The 22724-nt window shown below is 70.9% G+C and carries 18 protein-coding genes and 1 pseudogene; 15 read left to right on the forward strand and 4 right to left on the reverse strand.

From position 1 onward, the window contains the following. Positions 1–104: 104 nt before the first annotated feature. Positions 105–335: pseudogene (locus tag OH809_RS28875) on the forward strand (arylamine N-acetyltransferase); the annotation flags it as partial. 185 nt (positions 336–520) lie between these two features. After that, on the forward strand, positions 521–1405 hold the full coding sequence (locus tag OH809_RS28880) for a YceI family protein (RefSeq protein ID WP_406424927.1): 885 nt from the start codon (positions 521–523) through the stop codon (positions 1403–1405). 68 nt (positions 1406–1473) lie between these two features. Here OH809_RS28880 and OH809_RS28885 read toward each other — a convergent pair whose 3' ends face one another. Beyond that, positions 1474–1719: a hypothetical protein gene (locus OH809_RS28885; RefSeq protein WP_406419309.1), complete on the reverse strand. Its 246-nt coding sequence runs from the start codon at positions 1717–1719 to the stop codon at positions 1474–1476. Between the two features lie 83 nt (positions 1720–1802). Between OH809_RS28885 and holA the strand changes: the two genes are divergently transcribed. Next, the gene (holA, locus tag OH809_RS28890) at positions 1803–2792 is read left to right on the forward strand and encodes a DNA polymerase III subunit delta (RefSeq protein ID WP_266985789.1); all 990 of its coding nucleotides are present in this window, start codon (positions 1803–1805) and stop codon (positions 2790–2792) included. A gap of 282 nt (positions 2793–3074) precedes the next feature. Here holA and rpsT read toward each other — a convergent pair whose 3' ends face one another. Continuing rightward, the gene (gene rpsT / locus OH809_RS28895) at positions 3075–3341 is read right to left on the reverse strand and encodes a 30S ribosomal protein S20 (RefSeq protein ID WP_030921110.1); all 267 of its coding nucleotides are present in this window, start codon (positions 3339–3341) and stop codon (positions 3075–3077) included. Between the two features lie 215 nt (positions 3342–3556). Here rpsT and lepA point away from each other — a divergent pair, with 215 nt between their 5' ends. The 4 genes from lepA (at position 3557) to hemW (ending at position 11122) form a co-directional block, all read left to right on the forward strand. Continuing rightward, positions 3557–5431 carry a translation elongation factor 4 gene (gene lepA, locus OH809_RS28900; RefSeq protein ID WP_406419307.1) on the forward strand — a complete coding sequence of 625 codons (1875 nt, stop codon included), beginning with the start codon at positions 3557–3559 and terminating at the stop codon, positions 5429–5431. A gap of 327 nt (positions 5432–5758) precedes the next feature. Next, the gene (locus OH809_RS28905) at positions 5759–7648 is read left to right on the forward strand and encodes an AMP-dependent synthetase/ligase (protein ID WP_406419305.1); all 1890 of its coding nucleotides are present in this window, start codon (positions 5759–5761) and stop codon (positions 7646–7648) included. Positions 7649–7864: 216 nt separating this feature from the next. Beyond that, complete coding sequence (locus OH809_RS28910; RefSeq protein ID WP_406419303.1) at positions 7865–9847, forward strand: SpoIIE family protein phosphatase; 1983 nt, start codon at positions 7865–7867, stop codon at positions 9845–9847. Between the two features lie 42 nt (positions 9848–9889). Beyond that, entirely contained in the window at positions 9890–11122 is a 1233-nt protein-coding gene (gene hemW / locus OH809_RS28915) for a radical SAM family heme chaperone HemW (RefSeq protein ID WP_406516292.1), read from the forward strand. A gap of 77 nt (positions 11123–11199) precedes the next feature. On the opposite strand, the gene OH809_RS28920 is transcribed toward hemW, so the two are convergent. Both OH809_RS28920 and OH809_RS28925 read right to left on the reverse strand, forming a co-directional pair. After that, complete coding sequence (locus tag OH809_RS28920; protein ID WP_406515828.1) at positions 11200–12018, reverse strand: DUF3097 domain-containing protein; 819 nt, start codon at positions 12016–12018, stop codon at positions 11200–11202. A 25-nt stretch (positions 12019–12043) separates the two neighbouring features. Continuing rightward, entirely contained in the window at positions 12044–12766 is a 723-nt protein-coding gene (locus OH809_RS28925) for an MBL fold metallo-hydrolase (RefSeq protein ID WP_406515829.1), read from the reverse strand. 183 nt (positions 12767–12949) lie between these two features. Between OH809_RS28925 and hrcA the strand changes: the two genes are divergently transcribed. From hrcA to OH809_RS28965, 8 genes are all read left to right on the forward strand, one after another. Further along, positions 12950–13966: a heat-inducible transcriptional repressor HrcA gene (hrcA, locus tag OH809_RS28930; protein WP_393299132.1), complete on the forward strand. Its 1017-nt coding sequence runs from the start codon at positions 12950–12952 to the stop codon at positions 13964–13966. Further along, positions 13967–15103 carry a molecular chaperone DnaJ gene (dnaJ, locus tag OH809_RS28935; protein WP_406419297.1) on the forward strand — a complete coding sequence of 379 codons (1137 nt, stop codon included), beginning with the start codon at positions 13967–13969 and terminating at the stop codon, positions 15101–15103. A gap of 143 nt (positions 15104–15246) precedes the next feature. Beyond that, a complete protein-coding gene (locus tag OH809_RS28940; protein ID WP_406515830.1) occupies positions 15247–16320 on the forward strand; it encodes a nitronate monooxygenase in 1074 nt (357 codons plus the stop codon). Continuing rightward, on the forward strand, positions 16317–17063 hold the full coding sequence (locus tag OH809_RS28945) for a 16S rRNA (uracil(1498)-N(3))-methyltransferase (protein WP_406515831.1): 747 nt from the start codon (positions 16317–16319) through the stop codon (positions 17061–17063). The genes OH809_RS28940 and OH809_RS28945 overlap by 4 nt, the downstream gene beginning before the upstream one ends. Positions 17064–17157: 94 nt before the next feature. Next, positions 17158–17697: a hypothetical protein gene (locus tag OH809_RS28950; protein WP_406419292.1), complete on the forward strand. Its 540-nt coding sequence runs from the start codon at positions 17158–17160 to the stop codon at positions 17695–17697. 80 nt (positions 17698–17777) lie between these two features. Beyond that, positions 17778–21029, forward strand: coding sequence for a S41 family peptidase (locus tag OH809_RS28955; protein ID WP_406515832.1), 3252 nt, complete (start codon positions 17778–17780; stop codon positions 21027–21029). A gap of 168 nt (positions 21030–21197) precedes the next feature. Further along, complete coding sequence (locus OH809_RS28960; RefSeq protein ID WP_406419289.1) at positions 21198–21557, forward strand: histidine triad nucleotide-binding protein; 360 nt, start codon at positions 21198–21200, stop codon at positions 21555–21557. A 234-nt stretch (positions 21558–21791) separates the two neighbouring features. Beyond that, on the forward strand, positions 21792–22709 hold the full coding sequence (locus OH809_RS28965) for a ribonuclease Z (RefSeq protein WP_406515833.1): 918 nt from the start codon (positions 21792–21794) through the stop codon (positions 22707–22709). Positions 22710–22724 lie beyond the last annotated feature (15 nt).

The raw sequence follows: 22724 nt of genomic DNA on the forward strand, positions 1-22724 counted from the left end.
GACCGTGCCCCGTTCGGCCGTGCCCCCTTCAACCGCGCCCCGTACGACCGGACGCCGCCGCTCTGCGCGAGCTGCAGCTGCGACACCTCACCGCCGTGCCCCCCACCTCGCCCGACTCCCACTTCACCCGGTCCGTGGTCTGCTCCTGGCTCACCGACGAGGGCAGGGTCACCCTGAGCGGTCGTACGCTCGTCATGACGGTGCGTGGCGAACGCAGCGAGGTGCCGCTCGCCACGGACGCCGAGGTGCTCGACGCCTACCGCGAACACTTCGGGCTGCGTCTCCACCGGCTGCCCACGGTCCATCAGGTTGAGATTTTCGGACGCAACAGCTGATGTACACAAGCGGAACGTTCAATTTGGACCTTCGGTAACACCTCCACCCAAGCCCCTTCCAGTCCCTCCGTTTGCCTCGAACACCTCAAGAGTGATCGAATGCATGCTCGTCGGCGGGCCGCTGCTCCGACAACGACGTCCAGCCGTACGGCCCCAAGGTGAATCTCCCCCGGGGGTACGTGAAGATGTTCGGCCGTTGGCTGAAAAGCAAGAAGGCAACGGGTGCGGCGCAAGGCAACCCGCTCGCGGGACTCGCGGTGCCGCGCACCGCGGGAGTCCTGAGCTGCCGCGTCCTCGATCCGGTCAACGAGGCTGTTCAGCAGGCTGAGTTCGTTGTCACGGACAGTGCGGGCCGCAAGGTCGTCGGCGGTGAGACGGACCCCTTCGGGAACGTCCTCGCCGCCGTACCGGCAGGTGACTACCGGCTGGCTGTCACGGCCGAGGGCTTCACCCCGTTCCACGGTTCGGCCACGGTCTCCGAGAGCGGCTACGCGGGACTCGGGGACGTCATGCTCCAGGTGGCCGCGCCCCCACAGCTGCCCGACCCCGGTGAGTGGGAGATCGAGCCGAACCACTCGCAGATCGGCTTCACGGCCCGCCACATCGGGCTGGCCCGTATCCATGGCCGATTCAACACATTCGCAGGTGCGATACGGATCGCCGACCGCATGGAGGACTCCGCCATGCACGTGATCATCGACGCCTCGTCGATCGATACCAACGTGCAGATGCGCGACGACCATCTGCGGTCCAGCGACTTCTTCGACGTCGGGCGCTATCCGACGATGGAGTTCTACAGCGACCGTTTCGTTCACCGGGGCGGCAGCCGCTGGGGCGTGAGCGGCGCGCTCACTCTTCACGGCGTCAGCCGCACCGTGATGCTGGACACCCAGTACCTCGGCGTCGGCAACGGTGTGGAAGGGGAGACCAGGGCGGCGTGCCGGGCCACCACCGAGCTGCACCGTGAGGACTTCACCCTCACCTGGCAGACAATGCTGGCCCGCGGTATCGCCGCCGTCGGCTCCAGCATCGTCATCGACATGGACATCCAGATCGTCCCCAAGGGCTGAGCCCCGGGGGGCGCTGCTGCCGGGGCCCCGCGGCTGGGTGGTGTCGGGCGGATCAGGGTCGGACAGTCCTAGGGCGCCTCCAGCCAGCCCTCGTACTCCGCTGCCAGCGCGTCGAGTGCCGATGGGTCGAGCCGGCCGTCCGCGTCCTCCACGACCACCAGCCACTGGGCGTCCTCCGCGTCGTCCTCGCCGGCCAGCGCGTCGCGTACGAGTTGAGGTTCCTCGGCGACTCCCAAACGGTTGGCGAGCTCCCCGGCCACCTCCTCCGCGGTATCGCGGTCGGGCAGCACCAGTACATGTCTCACATCGCTCACCTGCCCATTCTCCGGTACGGCGACGGGTGCGGGGAGAGGCGTCGAAGCCGGGCTGTCAGAGGGGCGTGGGATGCTGGACGGCGATGGCCACCAGAAGGAATTCCACCGACGATCCGCTCGCCCCCCTCACGCTCGCCGTGGGCCAGGAGGACCTCCTCCTCGACCGTGCGGTGCAGCAGGTGGTGGCGGCGGCCCGCGCGTCCGACGCCGACACGGATGTCCGCGACCTCACCTCCGATCAGCTCCAGCCCGGCACCCTTGCCGAGCTCACGAGCCCGTCGCTCTTCGCCGAGCGCAAGGTGGTGATCGTGCGCAATGCGCAGGATCTCTCCGCAGACACGATCAAGGACGTCAAGGCGTACCTCGACGCACCGGCCGAGGAGATCACGCTCGTCCTGCTGCACGCGGGCGGCGCCAAGGGAAAGGGGCTGCTGGACGCGGCGCGCAAGGCGGGTGCGCGGGAGGTCGCCTGCCCGAAGACCACGAAGCCTGCCGAGCGGCTCTCGTTCGTCCGGTCGGAGTTCCGGGCGCTGGGGCGTTCCGCGAGCCCCGAGGCGTGCCAGGCGCTCGTCGACTCCATCGGCAGCGATCTGCGGGAGCTGGCGAGCGCGGTGTCCCAGCTGGTCGCGGATGTCGAGGGCACGATCGACGAGGCGGTCGTCGGGCGCTACTACACCGGTCGTGCGGAGGCGTCCAGCTTCGCGGTCGCCGACCGGGCGGTGGAGGGGCGGGCGGCGGAGGCGCTGGAGGCATTGCGCTGGTCGCTGTCGACCGGGGTGGCGCCGGTGCTGATCACCAGTGCGCTGGCGCAGGGCGTACGGGCGATCGGCAAGCTGTCCTCGGCGCGCGGGGGCCGGCCTGCGGATCTTGCGCGTGAACTGGGCATGCCGCCGTGGAAGATCGACCGGGTGCGGCAGCAGATGCGAGGGTGGACGCCGGACGGGGTGGCGGCGGCGCTGCGGGCGGTCGCGGATGCGGATGCGGGCGTGAAGGGCGGTGGGGACGACCCCGAGTACGCCCTGGAGAAGGCCGTAGTCGCTGTTGCGCGGGCGGCGCGGGCCGGGCGGCGCTAGTTGTACTGCCGCGTGAGGTTGGGGACGCGGCCGGTGGGTGGTTGGCCCTTGAGTGCGGTGTGTCCGCGGTGGTGATCGCCGGGCGGCCTTGACGGGACCGGCATGTCCGGGCATGCCGAAGGCCCCGGCTGTCGCTCTGGGGAGAGCGATGGCCGGGGCCTCGGTTTCACGCTTGGTGCGCCGCACCCGCGTGGCGAACGCAGGTTCGGTGTGCGGCGCGGGGGCCGGGCAGGGGCGGGAGAGAGGGCCCGCTGGTCCTTTCCGGCAGTTACATCAGAAAGCTCAGCCCTGGAGGGCGGCAACCTTGGAGGCCAGCGCCGACTTCTTGTTGGCGGCGGCGTTCTTGTGGATGACGCCCTTCGAGACGGCCTTGTCGAGCGCGCGCGAAGCGTCGCGAACGGCCGTGGTGGCCTTCTCGACGTCGCCCGCAGCGGCAGCCTCACGGGCCTTGCGGATCGCGGTCTTGAGCGAGGACTTGACGGCCTTGTTACGCAGGCGCGCCTTCTCGTTCGTCTTGTTCCGCTTGATCTGGGACTTGATGTTCGCCACGAAAGAGCCTTTTCAGGTTCGTTGGATCTTCGATGTGTGCCCCGCCGCCCGAAAGAGCCACGAAGCACAGCTGTCAACGGTACCAGTCGCGCTCCGACCGGCCCAAACCGGTCTCTGCCCCGCGGGCGTGGGACGATGGAAGCTACGTATCGATCCGACCGACCCGACATCGACCCGAGACACGGCGTTCGGCGTCTCAAGAATCAGGACCCTGCGTGCCCGCGACTCCTATCCACGTGCCCGAGCCGAGCCGTACCGACCCGGCGCTGATCCGCAACTTCTGCATCATCGCGCACATCGACCACGGCAAGTCGACCCTTGCCGACCGGATGCTTCAGCTGACGGGTGTGGTCGACCAGCGGCAGATGCGCGCTCAGTACCTCGACCGGATGGACATCGAGCGCGAGCGCGGCATCACCATCAAGTCCCAGGCGGTACGTCTGCCCTGGGCGCCCACCACGGGCGAGGGCCAGGGCAGCACCCACGTCCTCAACATGATCGACACGCCGGGCCACGTGGACTTCACGTACGAGGTCTCCCGCTCGCTCGCCGCCTGCGAGGGCACGGTCCTGCTGGTCGACGCCGCGCAGGGCATCGAGGCCCAGACGCTGGCCAACCTCTACCTGGCGATGGAGAACGACCTCACCATCGTTCCGGTGCTCAACAAGATCGACCTGCCTGCCGCGCAGCCGGAGAAGTTCTCCGAGGAGCTGGCCAACCTCATCGGCTGCCAGCCCGAGGACGTCCTCAAGGTCTCCGCGAAGACCGGCATCGGTGTGGACGCCCTGCTGGACCGGGTGGTCAGGGACGTCCCGGCGCCCGTCGGCAAGGCCGACGCACCGGCCCGCGCGATGATCTTCGACTCGGTCTACGACTCGTACCGCGGCGTCGTCACGTACGTCCGTGTCGTCGACGGCCAGCTCAACAAGCGCGAGCGCATCAGGATGATGTCCACCGGCGCCACCCACGAGCTGCTGGAGATCGGTGTCTCCTCCCCGGAGATGACCCCGGCCGACGGTCTCGGTGTGGGCGAAGTGGGCTACATCATCACCGGTGTGAAGGACGTCCGGCAGTCCAAGGTCGGTGACACGATCACCTCCCTGAACAAGGGTGCGACCGAGGCGCTGGGCGGCTACAAGGACCCCAAGCCGATGGTGTTCTCGGGGCTGTACCCGCTGGACGGCTCGGACTATCCCGACCTGCGCGAGGCCCTCGACAAGCTCCAGCTCAACGACGCCGCCCTGGTGTACGAGCCGGAGACCTCCGCGGCCCTCGGCTTCGGCTTCCGTGTCGGCTTCCTCGGTCTGCTGCACCTCGACGTGATCCGCGAGCGCCTGGAGCGCGAGTTCGGTCTGGAGCTCATCGCCACCGCCCCCAACGTGGTCTACCGCGTGGACATGGAGGACGGCAGCGAGCACATCGTCACCAACCCGAGCGAGTTCCCCGAGGGCAAGATCGACAAGGTGCACGAGCCGGTCGTGCGGGCCACCGTCCTCGCCCCCAGCGAGTTCATCGGCGCGATCATGGAGCTCTGCCAGAACCGGCGCGGCACCCTGCTCGGCATGGACTACCTCTCCGAGGACCGGGTCGAGATCCGCTACACCCTGCCGCTCGCCGAGATCGTCTTCGACTTCTTCGACCAGCTGAAGTCCAAGACGCGGGGTTACGCCTCCCTCGACTACGAGCCCACCGGCGAGCAGTCCGCCCAGCTCGTCAAGGTCGACATCCTGCTGCACGGCGACAAGGTCGACGCGTTCTCCGCGGTCACGCACAAGGACAAGGCGTACGCGTACGGCGTGCGGCTCGTCGCCAAGCTGCGCGAGCTCATCCCGCGGCAGAACTTCGAGGTGCCGATCCAGGCCGCCATCGGCTCCCGGGTCATTGCCCGTGAGACCGTCCGCGCCATCCGCAAGGACGTCCTCGCCAAGTGCTACGGCGGTGACATCTCCCGTAAGCGGAAGCTGCTGGAGAAGCAGAAGGAAGGCAAGAAGCGGATGAAGATGGTCGGCAATGTGGAGGTGCCTCAGGAGGCCTTCATCGCCGTGCTGTCGACGGACGAGTCGGGCGGCGAGGGCAAGGGCAAGAAGTAGTTCCCGGCGGATTCCCGCTTCCGAGCAGGCTCCGGCTCCCGTACCCGCTACTGGGTGGTAGCCCAACGGGCCCCTGTACCGCAGCACGCTGCGGTGTGGGGGCCCGTTCGTTATGAAGCGGCGTCCGATTGCCTCTTACGCGGCGGACGCGGGCGCTCTACCCTGATCACGGCTTCGTAGTTACTCGCCAGTTAAACAAGCGGAACCATCCGCGCGGAAAAGCACGCAGGACAAGCACGCAGACGGACGTATGTAAGCAGGAACAAGCAGCAGCACGCAGCAACCACCAATCGGTCGTGAAGCACTGCCGCAGGCCCGGAGGATGTCGTGAGCGACACACAGACCATGATCGATAACCGGCCGCCCTCCGTGGCGAGCCTCTTCATCGACCGCGTGGCGGCCACTCCGGACGGGGAGGCCTACCGCTTCCCGGTCCCGTCGGCCACCGGCCAGGGCCCCGATGAGTGGAAGTCGGTGAGCTGGGCACAGGCCGCGGAACGTGTGTACGCGATCGCCGCCGGGCTCATCGGTCTGGGTGTGGAGCCGGAGCAGCGGGTCGCGCTGTCCTCCGCCACCCGCGTCGAGTGGATCTTCGCCGACCTCGGTGTGATGTGCGCGGGCGCCGCGACGACCACGGTCTACCCGTCGACGAACGCCGAGGAGTCGGCGTTCATCCTCGCCGACTCCGAGAGCCGGGTGCTGATCGCGGAGGACGCCGGCCAGCTGGCCAAGGCCCGTGAGCGCCGCGCCGACCTGCCGGAGCTCGCCCACGTCGTCGTCATCGACCCGCACGGCGTCGAGCCCGACGCGGCCGACCCCGAGGGCTGGGTGCTCTCGCTGGCCGACCTGGAGGCCCGCGGCACCGAGCTCCTGACGAAGAACCCGTCCGTGGTCCAGGAGCGGGTCGGCGCGATCTCCGCCGACCAGCTGGCCACCCTGATCTACACCTCGGGCACCACCGGCCGCCCCAAGGGTGTGCGACTGCCGCACGACAACTGGTCGTACATGGCCAAGGCCACCGTGGCGACCGGCATGATCACCGAGGACGACGTCCAGTACCTCTGGCTGCCGCTCGCGCACGTCTTCGGCAAGGTTCTCACCTCCGGCCAGATCGAGGTCGGTCACGTGACCGCGGTCGACGGCCGGATCGACAAGATCATCGAGAACCTGCCGGTCGTCCAGCCGACGTACATGGCCTCTGTGCCCCGGATCTTCGAGAAGGTCTACAACGGGGTCGCGTCCAAGGCGCGGGCCGGTGGCGGTGCCAAGTACAAGATCTTCCAGTGGGCGGCCGGGGTCGCCCGCGAGTACGCCAAGGTTTCCCAGGACAACTTCCGGCGCACCGGCACGGCCTCCGTACCGTTCGCACTCGGCGCCAAGCACAAGGTCGCCGACGCGCTCGTCTTCGCCAAGATCCGCGAGGCCTTCGGCGGCCGGCTCCGCGCCTGTATCTCCGGCTCCGCAGCGCTCGCCCCCGAGATCGGCTACTTCTTCGCCGGAGCCGGCATCCACATCCTGGAGGGCTACGGGCTCACCGAGTCCAGCGCCGCCTCCTTCGTGAACCCGGGAGAGGCCTACCGCACGGGTACGGTCGGCAAGCCGCTCCCCGGCACCGAGGTACGGATCGCGGACGACGGCGAGATCATGCTGCGCGGCCCCGGCATCATGCAGGGCTACCACCGCCAGCCGGAGAAGACCGCCGAGGTGCTGGAGGCCGACGGCTGGCTGCACAGCGGTGACATCGGCGAGCTCTCGGTGGACGGCTACCTGCGGATCACCGACCGCAAGAAGGACCTGATCAAGACGTCGGGCGGCAAGTACGTCGCCCCGGCGGAGGTCGAGGGACAGTTCAAGGCGGTGTGCCCGTTCGTCTCCAACATCCTGGTGCACGGCGCGGACCGTAACTACTGCACCGCCCTGATCGCCCTCGACGAGCCGACCGTCCTCGGCTGGGCCGCCGAGAACGGCCTGGCGGGCAAGCCGTACGCCGACGTGGTCGCGTCCCCGCAGACCGTGGAGCTCATCGACGGTTATGTGAAGCGGCTCAACGAGGGGCTGCAGCGCTGGCAGACCATCAAGCAGTTCCGGCTGCTGCCGCGCGACCTCGACGTCGAGCACGGCGAGCTGACGCCGAGCCTCAAGCTCAAGCGGCCGGTCGTCGAGCGCGAGTACAAGAGCATCATCGACGAGATGTATGCGGGAGCCCGCGAGGCGTAGAGCGAGCCGCCATGAAGCACGCGCGGTGCGGACGGAGTGAGCTGCCCCGTCCGCACCGTCGTTTCGCGCCGCCGTTCCTGACAACCGGTCCTGTGTCTTCTCTAGTTCACTTCGGTAACTCGGTGCTTATATGCAGGGCCGGTCTGTCACTCTGTCGGTGTCGTCAGCGGCACACGGCGAAAACAGGCCGTGCGAAAACAGGTCAGGAGCTGCGCCATGGGGCCCATTCCCGTGCAGCGGGACACCGTTCAGCGTCCCGGTACCCACCTCGGACAGGTGGACCCGCACCCGATCGCCCGGACGAGCCTGCCCGGCAACCCGCTCGCACCGGCCGCCGCCCGCCGGTTCGTCCGGGCCGCGCTGGCCGAGTGGACCGGACTCAACCTGCCCGCGGCCGTCGGCTTCAGCGAGCGGCTGGGCGACGATGCGGTGATCGTGGTCAGCGAGCTCGTCACCAACGCCGTTGTGCACGCCGGGACCACCGTCGAACTGCTCTTCCGGCTGGAGGAGGCAACCGACGAGGAGTCCGCCGCGCTGGTCCTCGAGGTCGCCGACCACCACCCCGCCCGTCCGCTGCGCAGTGAACGCCCCGGCTCGTTACCCGCGGCGGAGCAGGACGGCCCGGCCGAGTGCGGTCGGGGGCTCCAAGTCGTCGCCGCTCTCGCCGAGCGCTGGGGCATCACGTACCGCACCGGCCTCAAGACCGTCTGGGCCCGGCTGCCCGTCGACGACTGGACCGCGCAGTCCGGCCGGACCGCCGAGCCCGATCTCCGCAGCGGGCTCCGCACCGCCGAATTGCTCGCCCCCACTGCCCGGCGCGCCCTGCGCGACGATGCGGACTGGGTGGGCCGCGGCGCCCTCTCCTTCCTCGCCGAAGCCTCCGATCTGCTCACCGGCCAGCTCGACGAGGACATCGTGGCGGCGCTCGCCGGACAGCTCCTGGTGCCCCGGCTCGCCGACTGGTGCGCTATCTGGCTGGAGCCGGAGAACGGCGGACCCGCGGCAGTCCCCCGGCTCGCCAGCGTCTGGCACCGCGACGAAGCCGAGACGGGGCGACTGCGTGCGGCGTTGGAGCGCGAGCCGATCCGGCTGCCGGAGCGCGTGGGCACCGGACCCGTCTCCATGCCGTGGCCCGGGGCGGACGAGGACGCGGCCGACAAGGGGGCCTGCGAGGTCTCCGGTGGTGCGGGCAGCCGCGAGGGGGCGGCGATGGCCTACCGGATCGCCGCGGGCGGCCGTACGCTCGGCGCCGTTCTCCTCGGGCGGGAAGGCATCGCGCGCGTTCCCGACGGGGTGACCGCCCTGGTCGAGGACTTCGTGCGCCGCGTCGGCCTCGCCGTCGGCGCCGCTCGCGCGTACACCCGGCAGGCCACCATCAGCCGCGTCCTGCAGCGCGGTCTGCTGCCCAGCAAGGTCGCGGAGATACCCGGCGTCACCAGCTCGCTGGTGTACGAGCCCTCCGACGACGGTGTCGTCGGAGGTGACTTCTACGACATTTTCCCGTGCCCCGGCGACCGCTGGTGCTTCATCCTCGGCGATGTGCAGGGCAGCGGACCCGAGGCCGCCGTCGTCACCGGTCTCGCCCGGCCCTGGCTGCGGCTGCTGGCCCGGGAGGGGTTCCGCGTCGGCGAGGTGCTGGACCGGCTCAACCGGCTGCTTCTCGACGACGCGATGGAGACCGCCGAGGCCGCCGCGCTCATGGTCGCGGCTGCGGGCGGGCAGCACCTGGCGGACGGCGGCCAGCATCTGCGCGAGGACGGTCCGCAGTTGCCGGACGGCGGGCAGCCCCGGTTCCTCTCCCTGCTGTACGGGGAGATGGTGCCGCTGCCCGGTGGCGGAGTGCGCTGCACCCTCGCCAGCGCGGGCCATCCGCTGCCGCTGCTGCTGCGGCCCGACGGCACCGTGCGGGCCGCCGCCGAGCCGCAGGTACTGCTCGGGGTCGTCGAGGACGTCGCGTACGAGAGCCAGACCTTCGACCTGGTGCCGGGGGACAGCCTGCTCTGCGTCACGGACGGGGTCACGGAGCGGCGCTCCGGGCCGGCGATGTTCGACGACGGGGACGGGCTCGCCCGGGCGCTGGCCGGGTGCACCGGGCTGACCGCGGAGGGGATCGCGGACCGGATCAAACGCGCCGTGCACGAGTTCGCCGAGCGCCCCCCGGACGACGATCTGGCGCTGGTGGTTCTGCAGGCCCGGTGAGCGCGGGCGGGGCACGACCGGCGAGGAGTGACAATGGACGGTATGCCTTCCGTACTGCCCGATGGTGAGCCCGTGCCCGACAACGGGGCGCTGCCCCGCCATGCCCTGGAAGGCGCCGCCGACCGGCCGCTCGGCTTCTACCTGCATGTGCCGTACTGCGCCACGCGCTGCGGGTACTGCGACTTCAACACGTACACGGCGACCGAGCTGCGGGGGTCGGGCGGCGCGCTGGCCTCCCGTGACAACTACGCCACCCATCTGACCGGCGAGGTCCGCCAGGCCCGCAAGGTGCTCGGCGACGACCCGCGACCGGTCCGTACGGTGTTCGTCGGCGGCGGTACGCCCACGCTGCTGGCCGCCGGGGATCTCGTACGGATGCTGGCGGCGATCCGTGACGAGTTCGGGCTCGCCGACGACGCCGAGATCACCACCGAGGCCAATCCGGAGTCGGTCGACCCGGCGTATCTGGCGGAGCTGCGGGAAGGCGGCTTCAACCGGATCTCGTTCGGGATGCAGAGTGCCCGGCAGCACGTGCTGAAGATCCTCGACCGTACGCATACGCCGGGGCGGCCCGAGGCGTGTGTCGCCGAGGCCCGGGAGGCGGGCTTCGAGCACGTCAATCTCGACCTGATCTACGGCACGCCCGGGGAGTCCGACGACGACTGGCGGGCCTCGCTGGACGCGGCGATCGGCGCGGGGCCGGACCATGTGTCCGCGTACGCGCTGATCGTCGAGGAGGGCACGCAGCTGGCGCGGCGGATCCGGCGCGGCGAGGTTCCGATGACGGACGACGACGTACACGCCGACCGGTATCTGATCGCCGACGAGGCCATGGCCGCGGCGGGCTTCTCCTGGTACGAGGTGTCGAACTGGGCCCGGACGGTGGACGGGCGGTGCCTGCACAACGAGCTGTACTGGCGGGGCGCCGACTGGTGGGGGGCCGGGCCGGGGGCGCACAGCCATGTGGGCGGGGTGCGCTGGTGGAACGTGAAGCATCCCGGCGCGTACGCGCAGGCGCTCGCGGAGGGGCGGTCACCGGGCGCGGGACGGGAGATCCTGTCGGCGGAGGACCGGCGGGTCGAGCGGATTCTGCTGGAGCTGCGGCTGGTCGACGGGTGTCCGCTGTCGCTGCTGGCGCCCGCCGGACTGGCAGCGGCGGGGCGCGCGGTGGAGGACGGGCTGCTGGAGGCGGCGCCTTATGCGGAGGGACGGGCGGTGCTGACTCTGCGGGGTCGGTTGCTCGCGGATGCGGTGGTCAGGGACCTGGTGGACTGAGAGGCTGTCGGGCTGCCTTCGATCGGGAAGCGGGTGTGCCGGGCGGTGCGACGGGGCAGAGTTTGCCGGGAGGGGCACTAGGCCGGCGCCGTCACGAAGTCGATCAGGTGTTCAACCGAGCCCAGCAGTGCCGGCTCCAGATCCTTGTACGAGCGGACCGTCGACAGGATGCGCTGCCACGCCGCGCCCGTGTTCTCCGGCCAGCCCAGTGACCGGCACACGCCCGTCTTCCAGTCCAGGCCGCGGGGCACCACCGGCCAGGAGCCGATGCCCACCGACGCCGGCTTCACCGCCTCCCAGATGTCGATGTACGGGTGGCCCACCACCAGCACGTTCGCATCGGTGACATCGGCCGCGATTCTCGACTCCTTGGAGCCGGGGACCAGGTGGTCGACCAGGACGCCCAGTCGCGCATCCGGGCCGGGGGCGAACGAGCGGACGATGGACGGGAGGTCGTCGATGCCTTCCAGGTACTCCACCACCACGCCCTCGATGCGCAGGTCGTCGCCCCAGACCCGTTCGACCAACTCCGCGTCGTGCCGGCCCTCCACGTAGATCCGGCCCGCCCGCGCCACCCGGGCCCGCGCCCCGGGGACCGCCACAGAACCGGAGGCCGTGCGGGCGGGGCGGGCCGGGCCGGCCGCCGAGGGGCGTACGAGAGTGATGACGCGGCCCTCCAGCAGGAAGCCGCGCGGTTCCATCGGGAACACCCGGTGCTTGCCGAATCGGTCCTCCAGGGTCACCGTCGGGCCCTGCGCCGTCTTCTCGCAGCGGATCACCGCACCGCAGAAGCCGGTGGAGACCTCCTCCACGACCAGATCGGGCTCGGCGGGGACCTCGGGGACGGGAGCGGACTTCTTCCAGGGCGGGGTCAGGTCCGGGTGGTAGCTGCGCATCGGACGACGATAGGACGGGAACCGGTCACGACACGCCGAAGGCGGCGGACAGCCGGTCACGTTGTGCCCGTACGAACGCCGCGTTCACGACGGCCCCGTGCCCCGGTACATACACCGCGTCCTCGCCGCCCAGCGCCAGCAGCCGGTCCAGCGCGGCCGGCCAGCGCGACGGGATCGCGTCCGGGCCCGCCTGCGGTTCGCCCGATTCCTCGACCAGGTCGCCGCAGAGGACCACGGCCGGGGAGTCGGGCACGAGAGCGACGAGGTCGTGGCCGCTGTGGGCGGGGCCCACGTTCGCCAGCAGCACCTGACGGCCGCCACCCAGGTCGAGCGTCCATTCGCCGCACACCTGGTGGTGCGGCGCCACCAGGACGTCCGCCGCCTGCGCCGCGTCCTCCTCGGACACCCCGTGGCGTACCGCGTCGGCGTACAGCTCGTCCGCGCTGCCGGTGAGCAGAGCGGCCGTACCGATCGCGCCGTACACCTCCGCCCCGGCGAATGCCGCGGTGCCGAGCACATGGTCGAAATGAGGGTGACTGAGTGCGATATGCGTCACCCTCCGGCCGGTCATGGCCTGCACCTGGGTCCGTATCTCCACCCCTTCGCGCAGCGTCGATCCCGTGTCGAAGAGCAGGGCCGCCTCCGCTCCGACGACCAGTGCCACCGTGGCATCCCACCCGGGGAGCCTCCGACGGCCCACACCGTTGCCCAGTCGCTCCCAGCCGAACTCTTCCCAAGACGCGTCCATGCGGAGACGCTATCGGCAAACGACCTGCACAGTCTCGGGGTAGCGTGGCCGGTCGCCCTTGCTAGGGCCCCACCCGGCCGCCGTACACTGGCGGGGGATCGCTGGCACTCGTACGCATCGAGTGCCAGGAATCACCGGAGATCGACCAGAACCACCGAGGAAACACAGCTGGAGGTGTGCGCCATGCTCAGCGAACGCAGACTCGAAGTGCTGCGCGCCATCGTCCAGGACTATGTCGGCACCGAGGAGCCCGTCGGCTCCAAGGCGCTCACCGAGCGGCACAAGCTGGGGGTCTCCCCGGCCACCGTCCGCAACGACATGGCTGTGCTGGAGGACGAGGGTTTCATCGCCCAGCCCCACACCAGCGCGGGTCGCATCCCGACGGACAAGGGCTACCGGCTCTTCGTCGACAAGCTCGCAGGGGTCAAGCCCCTGTCGTCGCCGGAGCGCAGGGCCATCCAGAACTTCCTCGACGGCGCGGTCGACCTCGACGACGTCGTGGGCCGCACCGTACGGTTGCTCGCGCAGTTGACCCGGCAGGTCGCCGTCGTGCAGTACCCCTCGCTGACCCGGTCCACGGTGCGGCATGTGGAACTGCTGTCGCTGGCACCCGCCCGGCTGATGCTCGTGCTGATCACGGACACCGGCCGGGTCGAACAGCGCATGATCGACTGTCCCGCGCCGTTCGGTGAGACATCTCTCGCCGATCTGCGGGCCCGGCTCAACAGCCGGGTCGTGGGACGCCGGTTCTCGGACGTCCCGCAGCTGGTGCAGGACCTGCCGGAATCCTTCGAGGGCGAGGACCGGGGAACCGTGTCCACCGTGCTCTCCACCCTGCTCGAAACCCTCGTCGAGGAGACGGAGGAGCGGCTGATGATCGGCGGCACCTCCAACCTCACCCGCTTCGGGCACGACTTCCCTCTGATGATCCGGCCGGTGCTGGAGGCACTGGAGGAGCAGGTCGTGCTGCTGAAGCTGCTCGGCGAGGCCAAGGACTCGGGCATGACCGTACGTATCGGGCACGAGAACGCCCACGAGGGGCTCAACTCCACGTCCGTCGTCGCGGTCGGCTACGGTTCGGGCGACGAGGCAGTCGCCAAACTCGGCGTGGTCGGACCGACCCGCATGGACTACCCCGGAACGATGGGAGCGGTACGCGCAGTGGCACGTTACGTCGGACAGATCCTGGCGGAGTCGTAAGTGGCCACGGACTACTACGCCGTTCTCGGCGTGCGCCGCGACGCATCTCAGGACGAGATCAAGAAGGCCTTCCGGCGGCTCGCACGCGAGCTGCATCCGGACGTCAACCCCGATCCGAAGACCCAGGAGCGGTTCAAGGAGATCAACGCCGCCTACGAGGTGTTGTCGGACCCGCAGAAGAAGCAGGTCTACGACCTAGGCGGCGACCCGCTGTCCGCCTCCGGCGGCGGTGGCGCGGGTGGATTCGGACAGGGTGGCTTCGGCAACTTCTCCGACATCATGGACGCGTTCTTCGGCACGGCGTCGCAGCGCGGACCGCGGTCGCGCACCCGGCGCGGCCAGGACGCGATGATCCGGCTGGAGATCGATCTCGCCGAGGCGGCGTTCGGCACCACCAAGGACATCCAGGTCGACACGGCCGTCGTCTGTACGACCTGCAACGGCGAGGGCGCTGCGCCCGGCACCTCCGCCCAGACCTGTGACATGTGCCGCGGCCGCGGCGAGGTCTCCCAGGTCACCCGGTCGTTCCTCGGCCAGGTCATGACCTCACGGCCCTGCCCGCAGTGCCAGGGCTTCGGTACGGTCGTGCCGACCCCGTGCCCGGAGTGCGCCGGTGACGGCCGCATCCGTTCGCGGCGCACGCTCACCGTGAAGATCCCCGCCGGTGTCGACAACGGCACCCGCATCCAGCTCGCGGGCGAGGGCGAGGTCGGCCCCGGCGGCGGCCCGGCCGGCGACCTGTACGTCGAGATCCATGAGCTGCCGCACCAGGTGTTCCAGCGGCGCGGCGACGATCTGCACTGCACGGTCACCATCCCCATGACGGCGGGCGCGCTCGGCACGAAGGTGCCGCTGGAGACGCTCGACGGCCTGGAGGAGGTCGACATCCGGCCGGGCACCCAGTCCGGCCAGTCGGTCCCGCTGCACGGCCGCGGCATCACGCATCTGCGGGGCGGCGGGCGCGGCGACCTGATCGTGCACGTCGAGGTGACGACCCCGTCGAAGCTGGACCCGGAGCAGGAGCGACTGCTGCGGGAGCTGGCGAAGCTGCGTGGCGAGGAGCGGCCCACCGGTCAGTTCCAGCCAGGGCAACAGGGACTCTTCTCCCGCCTGAAGGATGCGTTCAACGGCCGCTGAGGACCGTTCACACCCCGATGTTCCCTTGCGCCGCAGCGCCCGCCCGTCCCCGGACCGGCGGGCGCTGCCGCGTTCCGCGTATACCGCTCCGGCCATGCCGTGGCTGATTCGGCAGGGTGCACCGGACGTGACACGATGCGGTCATGTCATCCGCGTTGACCGATCTCTGCCGGTATCCGGTCGTCCAGGCCCCGATGGCGGGCGGTGTGTCCCGTCCACAGCTCGTGTCGGCCGTTGCCGAAGCCGGTGGGCTCGGCTTTCTGGCCGCCGGGTACAAGACGGTGGACGGCATGTACAACGAGATCAAACAGCTGCGCAGAATGACCGGTCAGCCGTTCGGCGTCAACCTCTTCATGCCGCAGCCGAACCTCGCCGACCCGAGCGCCGTCGAGGTGTACCGGCACCAGCTCGCCGGTGAGGCCGCCTGGTACGAGACCCCGCTCGGCGACCCGGACTCCAGCGGTGACGACGGCTACGAGGCCAAGCTCGCGATTCTCCTGGAAGACCCCGTTCCGGTGGTCTCCTTCACGTTCGGCTGCCCCACCCGCGACGCCCTCGACGCGCTCGCCGGAGTCGGTTCGTACACCGTCGTGACGGTCACCTCGCCCGAGGAGGCCCAGGCCGCCGAGTCGGCGGGCGCAGACGCGATCTGTGTCCAGGGCGCCGAGGCGGGCGGCCATCGGTCCACCCACCGCGACGACCCGCAGACCGACGACACCGGCATCGGGCTGCTCTCCCTGGTGGCCCAGGTCCGTGAGACCGTCCAGCTGCCGCTCATCGCGTCCGGCGGCATCATGCGCGGCTCCCAGATCGCGGCGGTCGTCGCGGCGGGCGCGGAGGCGGCGCAGCTCGGCACGGCGTTCCTGGTCTGCCCCGAGTCCGGCGCCCATCTGCTGCACAAGCAGGCGCTGACCAACCCGCTGTTCGTACGGACGGCCCTGACCCGGGCGTTCTCCGGGCGCCCCGCCCGCGGCCTCGTCAACCGCTTCGTGCGCGAGCACGGACCGTACGCCCCCGCCGCCTACCCGCAGGTGCACCATGTCACCAGCGGGCTGCGCAAGGCCGCGGCCAAGGCCGGGGACGCGCAGGGCATGGCCCTGTGGGCGGGCCAGGGCCACCGCATGGCACGCGAGCTGCCGGCCGGCCGGCTGGTCGAGCTGCTCGCCGAAGAGCTGGACGCCGCACGCACGGCACTGAGCACAAGGAGCACGCAGTGACCGCACCGGTCTTCGTCGTCGAACAGGTCCCCGCCGGGCCCGAGTTCGTCCTGGACGGTCCCGAGGGGCGGCACGCCGTTTCGGTCAAGCGGCTGCAGGCCGGTGAGGACGTCGTCCTGACGGACGGGCACGGCCGGTGGACGGAAGGGGTCGTGCGGGCCGCCGAGGGCAAGGACCGGCTGGTGGTGACGGACCTCTGCACGGTTCACGAGGAGCCCCGGCCCACACCCCGCATCACCGTGGTCCAGGCACTCCCCAAGGGCGACCGAGGCGAGGTCGCCGTCGAGACGATGACGGAGACGGGCGTCGACGCGATCGTGCCGTGGCAGGCTTCGCGCTGCATCACCCAGTGGAAGGGCGACCGCGGTCTCAAGGCCCTCGCGAAGTGGCGGAACACGGCCCGCGAGGCGGGCAAGCAGTCGCGCCGGGTGCGATTCCCGGAGGTGGCGGACGCACTGACGACCAAACAGGTTGCCGCACTTCTGGCCACAGCCGACTTCGCAGCCGTCCTGCACGAGGACCGGGGGTACGGCAGCGAGCCGCTGGCCACCGTCGGACTGCCCGCAGGGGGCGAGATCGTCCTGGTCGTGGGCCCCGAGGGCGGTGTGTCGCCCGAGGAACTGGCGGCCTTCGCCGAGGCGGGCGCCCGGACCTGCCGGCTCGGCAGGAGCGTCCTGCGCACCTCGACGGCGGGCACCGCGGCGACGGCACTGCTGCTGGGGCGCACCGGCCGCTGGGCGTAACCGCCGTATACAGGATGTCCGGTGTGGCTGCAAGCGGTCTACCGCACCGCGGGGGAGTGGTGGGACCCTGCCACGTATGGGGACATTGAGGGCATTGAGTCCATGGGGTCGCGGCCGGACCCATCGAATTCCGGCCGTACTGTGCCTCGTCGGTACGGCGGTTGCGGGGGCCGTCGCCTGTGAGCCGATCGACGGGCTGAACTCCGCGTCCGTCGCCCTGACCACCGACCGGACCGGCACCGGGGCGCTGGAGCGCAAAGGGGTCGATGTGCAGTGGTTGAACTGCACGGCCGAGGTCGAGGGCGGCGGTACGACGCCGTCCTCGACCTCGCCCTCCGCGTCCGTGCGGCAGGTGGCGCACGTCGACTGCCGCGGCCGGACCGCGGGCGGCAAGGACGTCACGCTCGTCGGCAAGGTCACGAGGGAGGTCAACGGGCTTTGTGTACGGGGGGACTTGACCGGGAAGGTCGATGGCAGGACCGTCCTGCGGGCCGATGCGCTCGGCAACTGTGACGCCGCCCCCTCGACCAGCCGCGTGACACCGCCGACGGGCGGTGGAAACGGCGGTGGCGGCCGTGCCCGGCCGACCGTCACGGTGACCGTCACGGTGACCGGATATCCGCAGGGCAAGTGAGTGCGTCCGACACGCGGACGGGCGGCGGACTCCGGCCAACCCCGTTCCCCGGAGCACGACCGCAGCCTAGGGTGATCGATGTGACACAGCCTGCCTATCTCCGGTACCCCCATGTCCAGGGCGAATTGATCGCCTTCACCGCCGAGGACGATGTCTGGCTCGCGCCGCTCGACGGCGGCCGGGCCTGGCGGGTCAGCGCCGACAACCGGCCCGTCCGCCAGCCACGCATATCGCCCGACAGCACCCACGTCGCCTGGACATCCACCCGGGACGGCGCCCCCGAGGTGCACCTCGCCCCCGTCGACGGAGGCCCTTCGAAGCGGCTGACCTACTGGGGCGACGCGCGGACCACCGTACGCGGCTGGACCCCCGAGGGCGACGTCCTGGTCACCAGCACCCAGGGGCAGGTGTCGCTGCGCCGCAGCTGGGCCCGGGCCGTCCCGATCGACGGCGGGCCCGCGCGGACCCTGCCGTACGGACCGGTCGGCTCCCTCGCGTACGGACCCGGCGGACGGGTCCTGCTGCTCTCCGCCACCATGGGGCGCGAGGCCGCCACCTGGAAGCGCTACCGGGGCGGCACGGCAGGCAAGTTGTGGCTCGCGCAAGCACCCGGGGAAGGCCAGGGGCCGCACGGCGTCCCGGACTTCGTACGGATCCACGAGGGCCTCGACGGCAACATCGAATGCCCGATGTGGGTCGGCGACCGTCTCGCCTTCCTCTCCGACCACGAAGGCGTCGGCGCGCTCTACTCCTCGCTCCCCGACGGCTCCGACCTGCGTCGGCACACCGAGGCCGAGGGCTTCTACGCCCGCCACGCGACGACCGACGGCACCCGCGTCAGCTACGCCTCGGCCGGTGAGCTGTGGCTGCTCGACGACCTGGAAGGCGCCGGACCCCGGCGTCTCGACATCCGCCTCGGCGGCCAGCGCGCCGACCTCCAGCCGCACTCGGTGCACGCCGGGAGCCACCTCGACTCGGCGTCCCCGGACCGTACCGGCCGCGGCAGTGCCGTCGGGACGCGCGGCGCAGTCCACTGGGTCACCCACCGTGAGGGCCCGGCCCGCGCCCTGGCCGTCGAACCCGGGGTGCGGGCCAGACTGCCCCGTACCTTCCAGGCCGACGGCGATCAGCACGTCGTCTGGGTCACCGACGCGGAGGGCGACGACGCCCTGGAGTGCGTACCCGCCATCGGAACCGCTCCGGGCACCGCACCGCGCCGACTGGCCGCCGGCCGGCTCGGCAGGGTGCTCGACCTGGCGGCGGCCGCCGACGGCAGCCGGTTCGCCGTCGCCTCGCACGACGGCCGGATCCTGATCGTCGACCGGGAGAGCGGCGAGGTCCACGAGGTCGACCGCAGCGAACACGGCGACGCCTCCGGACTCGTCTTCTCGCCGGACTCGGCATGGCTCGCCTGGTCCCACCCCGGGCCCGCGCCGCTGAGACAGCTCAAGCTCGCGCACCTCGCCGATCTGTCGGTCGCCGAGGCCACGCCGCTCCGCTTCCGGGACTACGCCCCCGCGTTCACCGTCGACGGCAAGCACCTCGCGTTCCTCTCCGAGCGGGCCTTCGACCCGGTCTACGACGCGCACGTCTTCGACCTGGCCTTCGTCGGCGCCTGCCGCCCGCACCTGCTGACGCTCGCCGCCACCACGCCCTCCCCGTTCGGGCCGCAGCGCCACGGCCGCCCGACCGAGAAGGAGAAGAGCTCCGGCGACGGCGACCAGGACAACCCCACCGCGCTGCCCGTCACCCGGATCGACCTCGACGGGCTCGCCGACCGGATCGTGCCGCTGCCCGTTGAGGCCGCCCGCTACTCCTCGCTGCGCGCGGCGAAGGACGGACTGCTGTGGCTGCGGCACCCGGTGACGGGCGTGCTCGGTACGGCAGCGGCGACGCCGGACTCCCGGGGACCGGAGACCGTCCTGGAGCGGTACGACCTGGAGAAGCTGCACAGCGACGAACTCGCCTCCGACGTCAGCCGGTTCGCCGTCAGCGGCGACGGCAAGCGGCTGGTCCTGCACACCCGGGGCAAGCTGCGCGTCGTACCCGCCGACAGCCGTGTCCCGGCAGGCTCCGACGACGACCACGACGGCGGCAGCGACAACAGCATCACCGTCGACCTCTCCCGGATCCGCCGGACCGTCGAACCGGCCGCCGAATGGCGCCAGATGTACGACGAGGCCGGCCGCATCATGCGCGACAACTTCTGGCGGCCCGACATGGGCGGCGTCGACTGGGACGGCGTCCTCGGCCGCTACCGGCCGGTGCTGGCGCGCGTCGCCACCCATGACGACCTCGTCGACCTGCTCTGGGAGGTGCAGGGGGAACTCGGCACCTCGCACGCGTATGTGACGCCGCCGGGCGGCCGGCACGACGACGCGAGCCTGCAGGGGCTGCTCGGGGCCGACATCTCCCGCACGGACGAAGGCCATTGGCGTATCGACCGGATCCTGCCGTCCGAGACGTCCGACCCGGCAGCCCGCTCGCCGCTCGCCGCGCCCGGCGTCGCGGTCCGCGCCGGGGACGCGATCCTCGCCGTCGACGGGCAGGAGATCGACCCCCTGACCGGGCCAGGGCCGCTGCTCACCGGCTCGGCGGGCAAGCCGGTCGAGCTGACCGTCTCGCCGGCGGACGGCGGCAACCTGCGTCATGTGGTCGTCGTGCCGACCGCGGACGAGGAGGCGCTGCGGTACCACGCGTGGGTGGCGGACCGGCGGGCGTACGTGCACGAGCAGTCCGGCGGACGCCTCGGCTACCTCCACGTCCCCGACATGGTCGGCTCCGGCTGGGCGCAGCTCCACCGGGACCTGCGGGTCGAAGTGGCCCGTGAGGGGCTGGTGGTGGACGTACGGGAGAACCGCGGCGGTCACACGTCGCAGCTGGTCGTGGAGAAGCTGGCCCGCCGCATCGTCGGGTGGGACCTGCCGCGCGGCATGCAGCCGTACAGCTACCCCGGGGACGCGCCGCGCGGTCCGGTGGTGGCCGTGGCGAACGAGTTCTCCGGCTCGGACGGCGACATCGTGAACGCGGCGATCAAGGCGCTCGGGATCGGGCCGGTGGTCGGTACGCGGACGTGGGGCGGCGTGGTCGGCATCGACAGCCGGTACCGGCTGGTCGACGGCACGCTGGTCACGCAGCCCAAGTACGCGTTCTGGCTTGAGGGGTACGGCTGGGGTGTGGAGAACCACGGGGTGGACCCGGATGTGGAGGTCGTGATGGCGCCGCAGGACCATGCGGCGGGGCGGGATCCGCAGCTGGACGCGGCGATCCGGATCGCGCTGGAGGGGCTCGCGGAGAGCCCGGCGAAGTCGGCACCGGGTCTGCCGGGATAGGGGGCCGGGGCCTTTCTTCCGGATCCGGCCCGATCCGGAAGAAAGGCCCTCGATCCCCTACCCGCCCGTTCCCGGGACCGGGGCTCCGCCCCCGGTTTCGGTAGCGGGGCGACCGCGCCCGATAGCATGCCGGTGTACGGATCAACCACGCGACCGAGGAGCCCGGCCATGGCGGGAGAACCGCAGCCCGACTGCCTGTTCTGCAAGATCGTCTCGGGAGACGTCCCGGCAACCATCGTCCGCGAGACCGAGACGACCGTCGCCTTCCGCGACATCAACCCCCAGGCCCCCACCCACATCCTCGTCATCCCCCGCGTCCACCACCGCGACGCCGCCACCCTCGCCGCCGCCGAGCCGCAGATCGCCGCCGACATACTGCTCGAGGCGGCGAACGTCGCCGCCGACGAGAAGATCACCGACACCGGCTACCGGGTCGTCTTCAACACCGGCACCGGTGCCGGGCAGACCGTCTTCCACGCGCACGCCCACATCCTGGGCGGCCGCGGAATGCAGTGGCCGCCCGGATAGGACCGATCGGCAATTGGGGGGCGGCGTCACGGGGCTGGGGCACGCACCTCGCGGCGTTGTCGTCCATCACCATGTTCCCCGAGCTCTCGGCTTCGCTCGAGCAGGGGAGGCCCCATTCGCCATGGCTCAATCCTCCGCCTTGCGATGCACGCACCCCAGCCCCGCTCCTTCACCCACCCCCCAATTGCCGGTCGGTCTAACGCCGAAACACCCGAATCGCAGGCCTCCGCACCCATGTCCGTACGCGAACTCGTCGTCCTCGGCACCGCCAGCCAGGTCCCCACCCGGCACCGCAACCACAACGGCTATCTGCTGCGCTGGGACGGCGAGGGCATCCTCTTCGACCCCGGTGAGGGCACCCAGCGCCAGATGCTGCGCGCCGGTGTTGCCGCGCACGACATCAACCGGATCTGCGTCACGCACTTCCACGGCGACCACTCCCTCGGCCTTGCCGGGGTGATCCAGCGCATCAATCTCGACCAGGTTCCGCACCCGGTGAGCGCGCATTACCCGGCGAGCGGGCAGCGCTTCTTCGAGCGGCTGCGGTACGCGACCGCCTACCGCGAATCCGTCGAGCTGACCGAGGCCCCGGTCACGGCCGACGGGGTGCTCGCCGAGACCGCCGCGTACACCCTGCACGCCCACCGGCTCTCCCACCCCGTCGAGTCGTACGGCTACCGCCTCGTCGAGCCCGACCGGCAGCGCATGCTGCCCGACCGGCTCGCCGAGCACGGGATCAGCGGGCCGGACGTCGGACGGATCCAGCGCGAGGGCTCGCTGGGCGGCGTCGGCCTCGACGAGGTCTCCGAGCGCAGGCGCGGCCAGCGCTTCGCGTTCATCATGGACACGAGGCTCTGCGACGGCGTGTACAGGCTTGCCGAAGGGTGCGACCTGCTGGTCATCGAGTCGACCTTCCTCGACGAGGACGAACGGCTCGCCGTCGACCACGGTCATCTCACCGCCGGACAGGCGGCCCGGGTGGCCCGGGAGGCGGGCGTACGACATCTCGTGCTGACGCACTTCTCGCAGCGGTACGGAGATCCGGACGCCTTCGCCACCCAGGCCCGCGCCGCAGGGTTCGAGAGCGAACTGACCATCGCCCAGGACCTGATCAGCGTTCCCGTCCCGAGCCGACATCAACAGCAGCAATAACCCGCAGCGAGAGTG

This window comes from Streptomyces sp. NBC_00873, from assembly GCF_045207415.1.
In the GTDB taxonomy this organism is placed as follows: Bacteria; Actinomycetota; Actinomycetes; order Streptomycetales; family Streptomycetaceae; genus Streptomyces.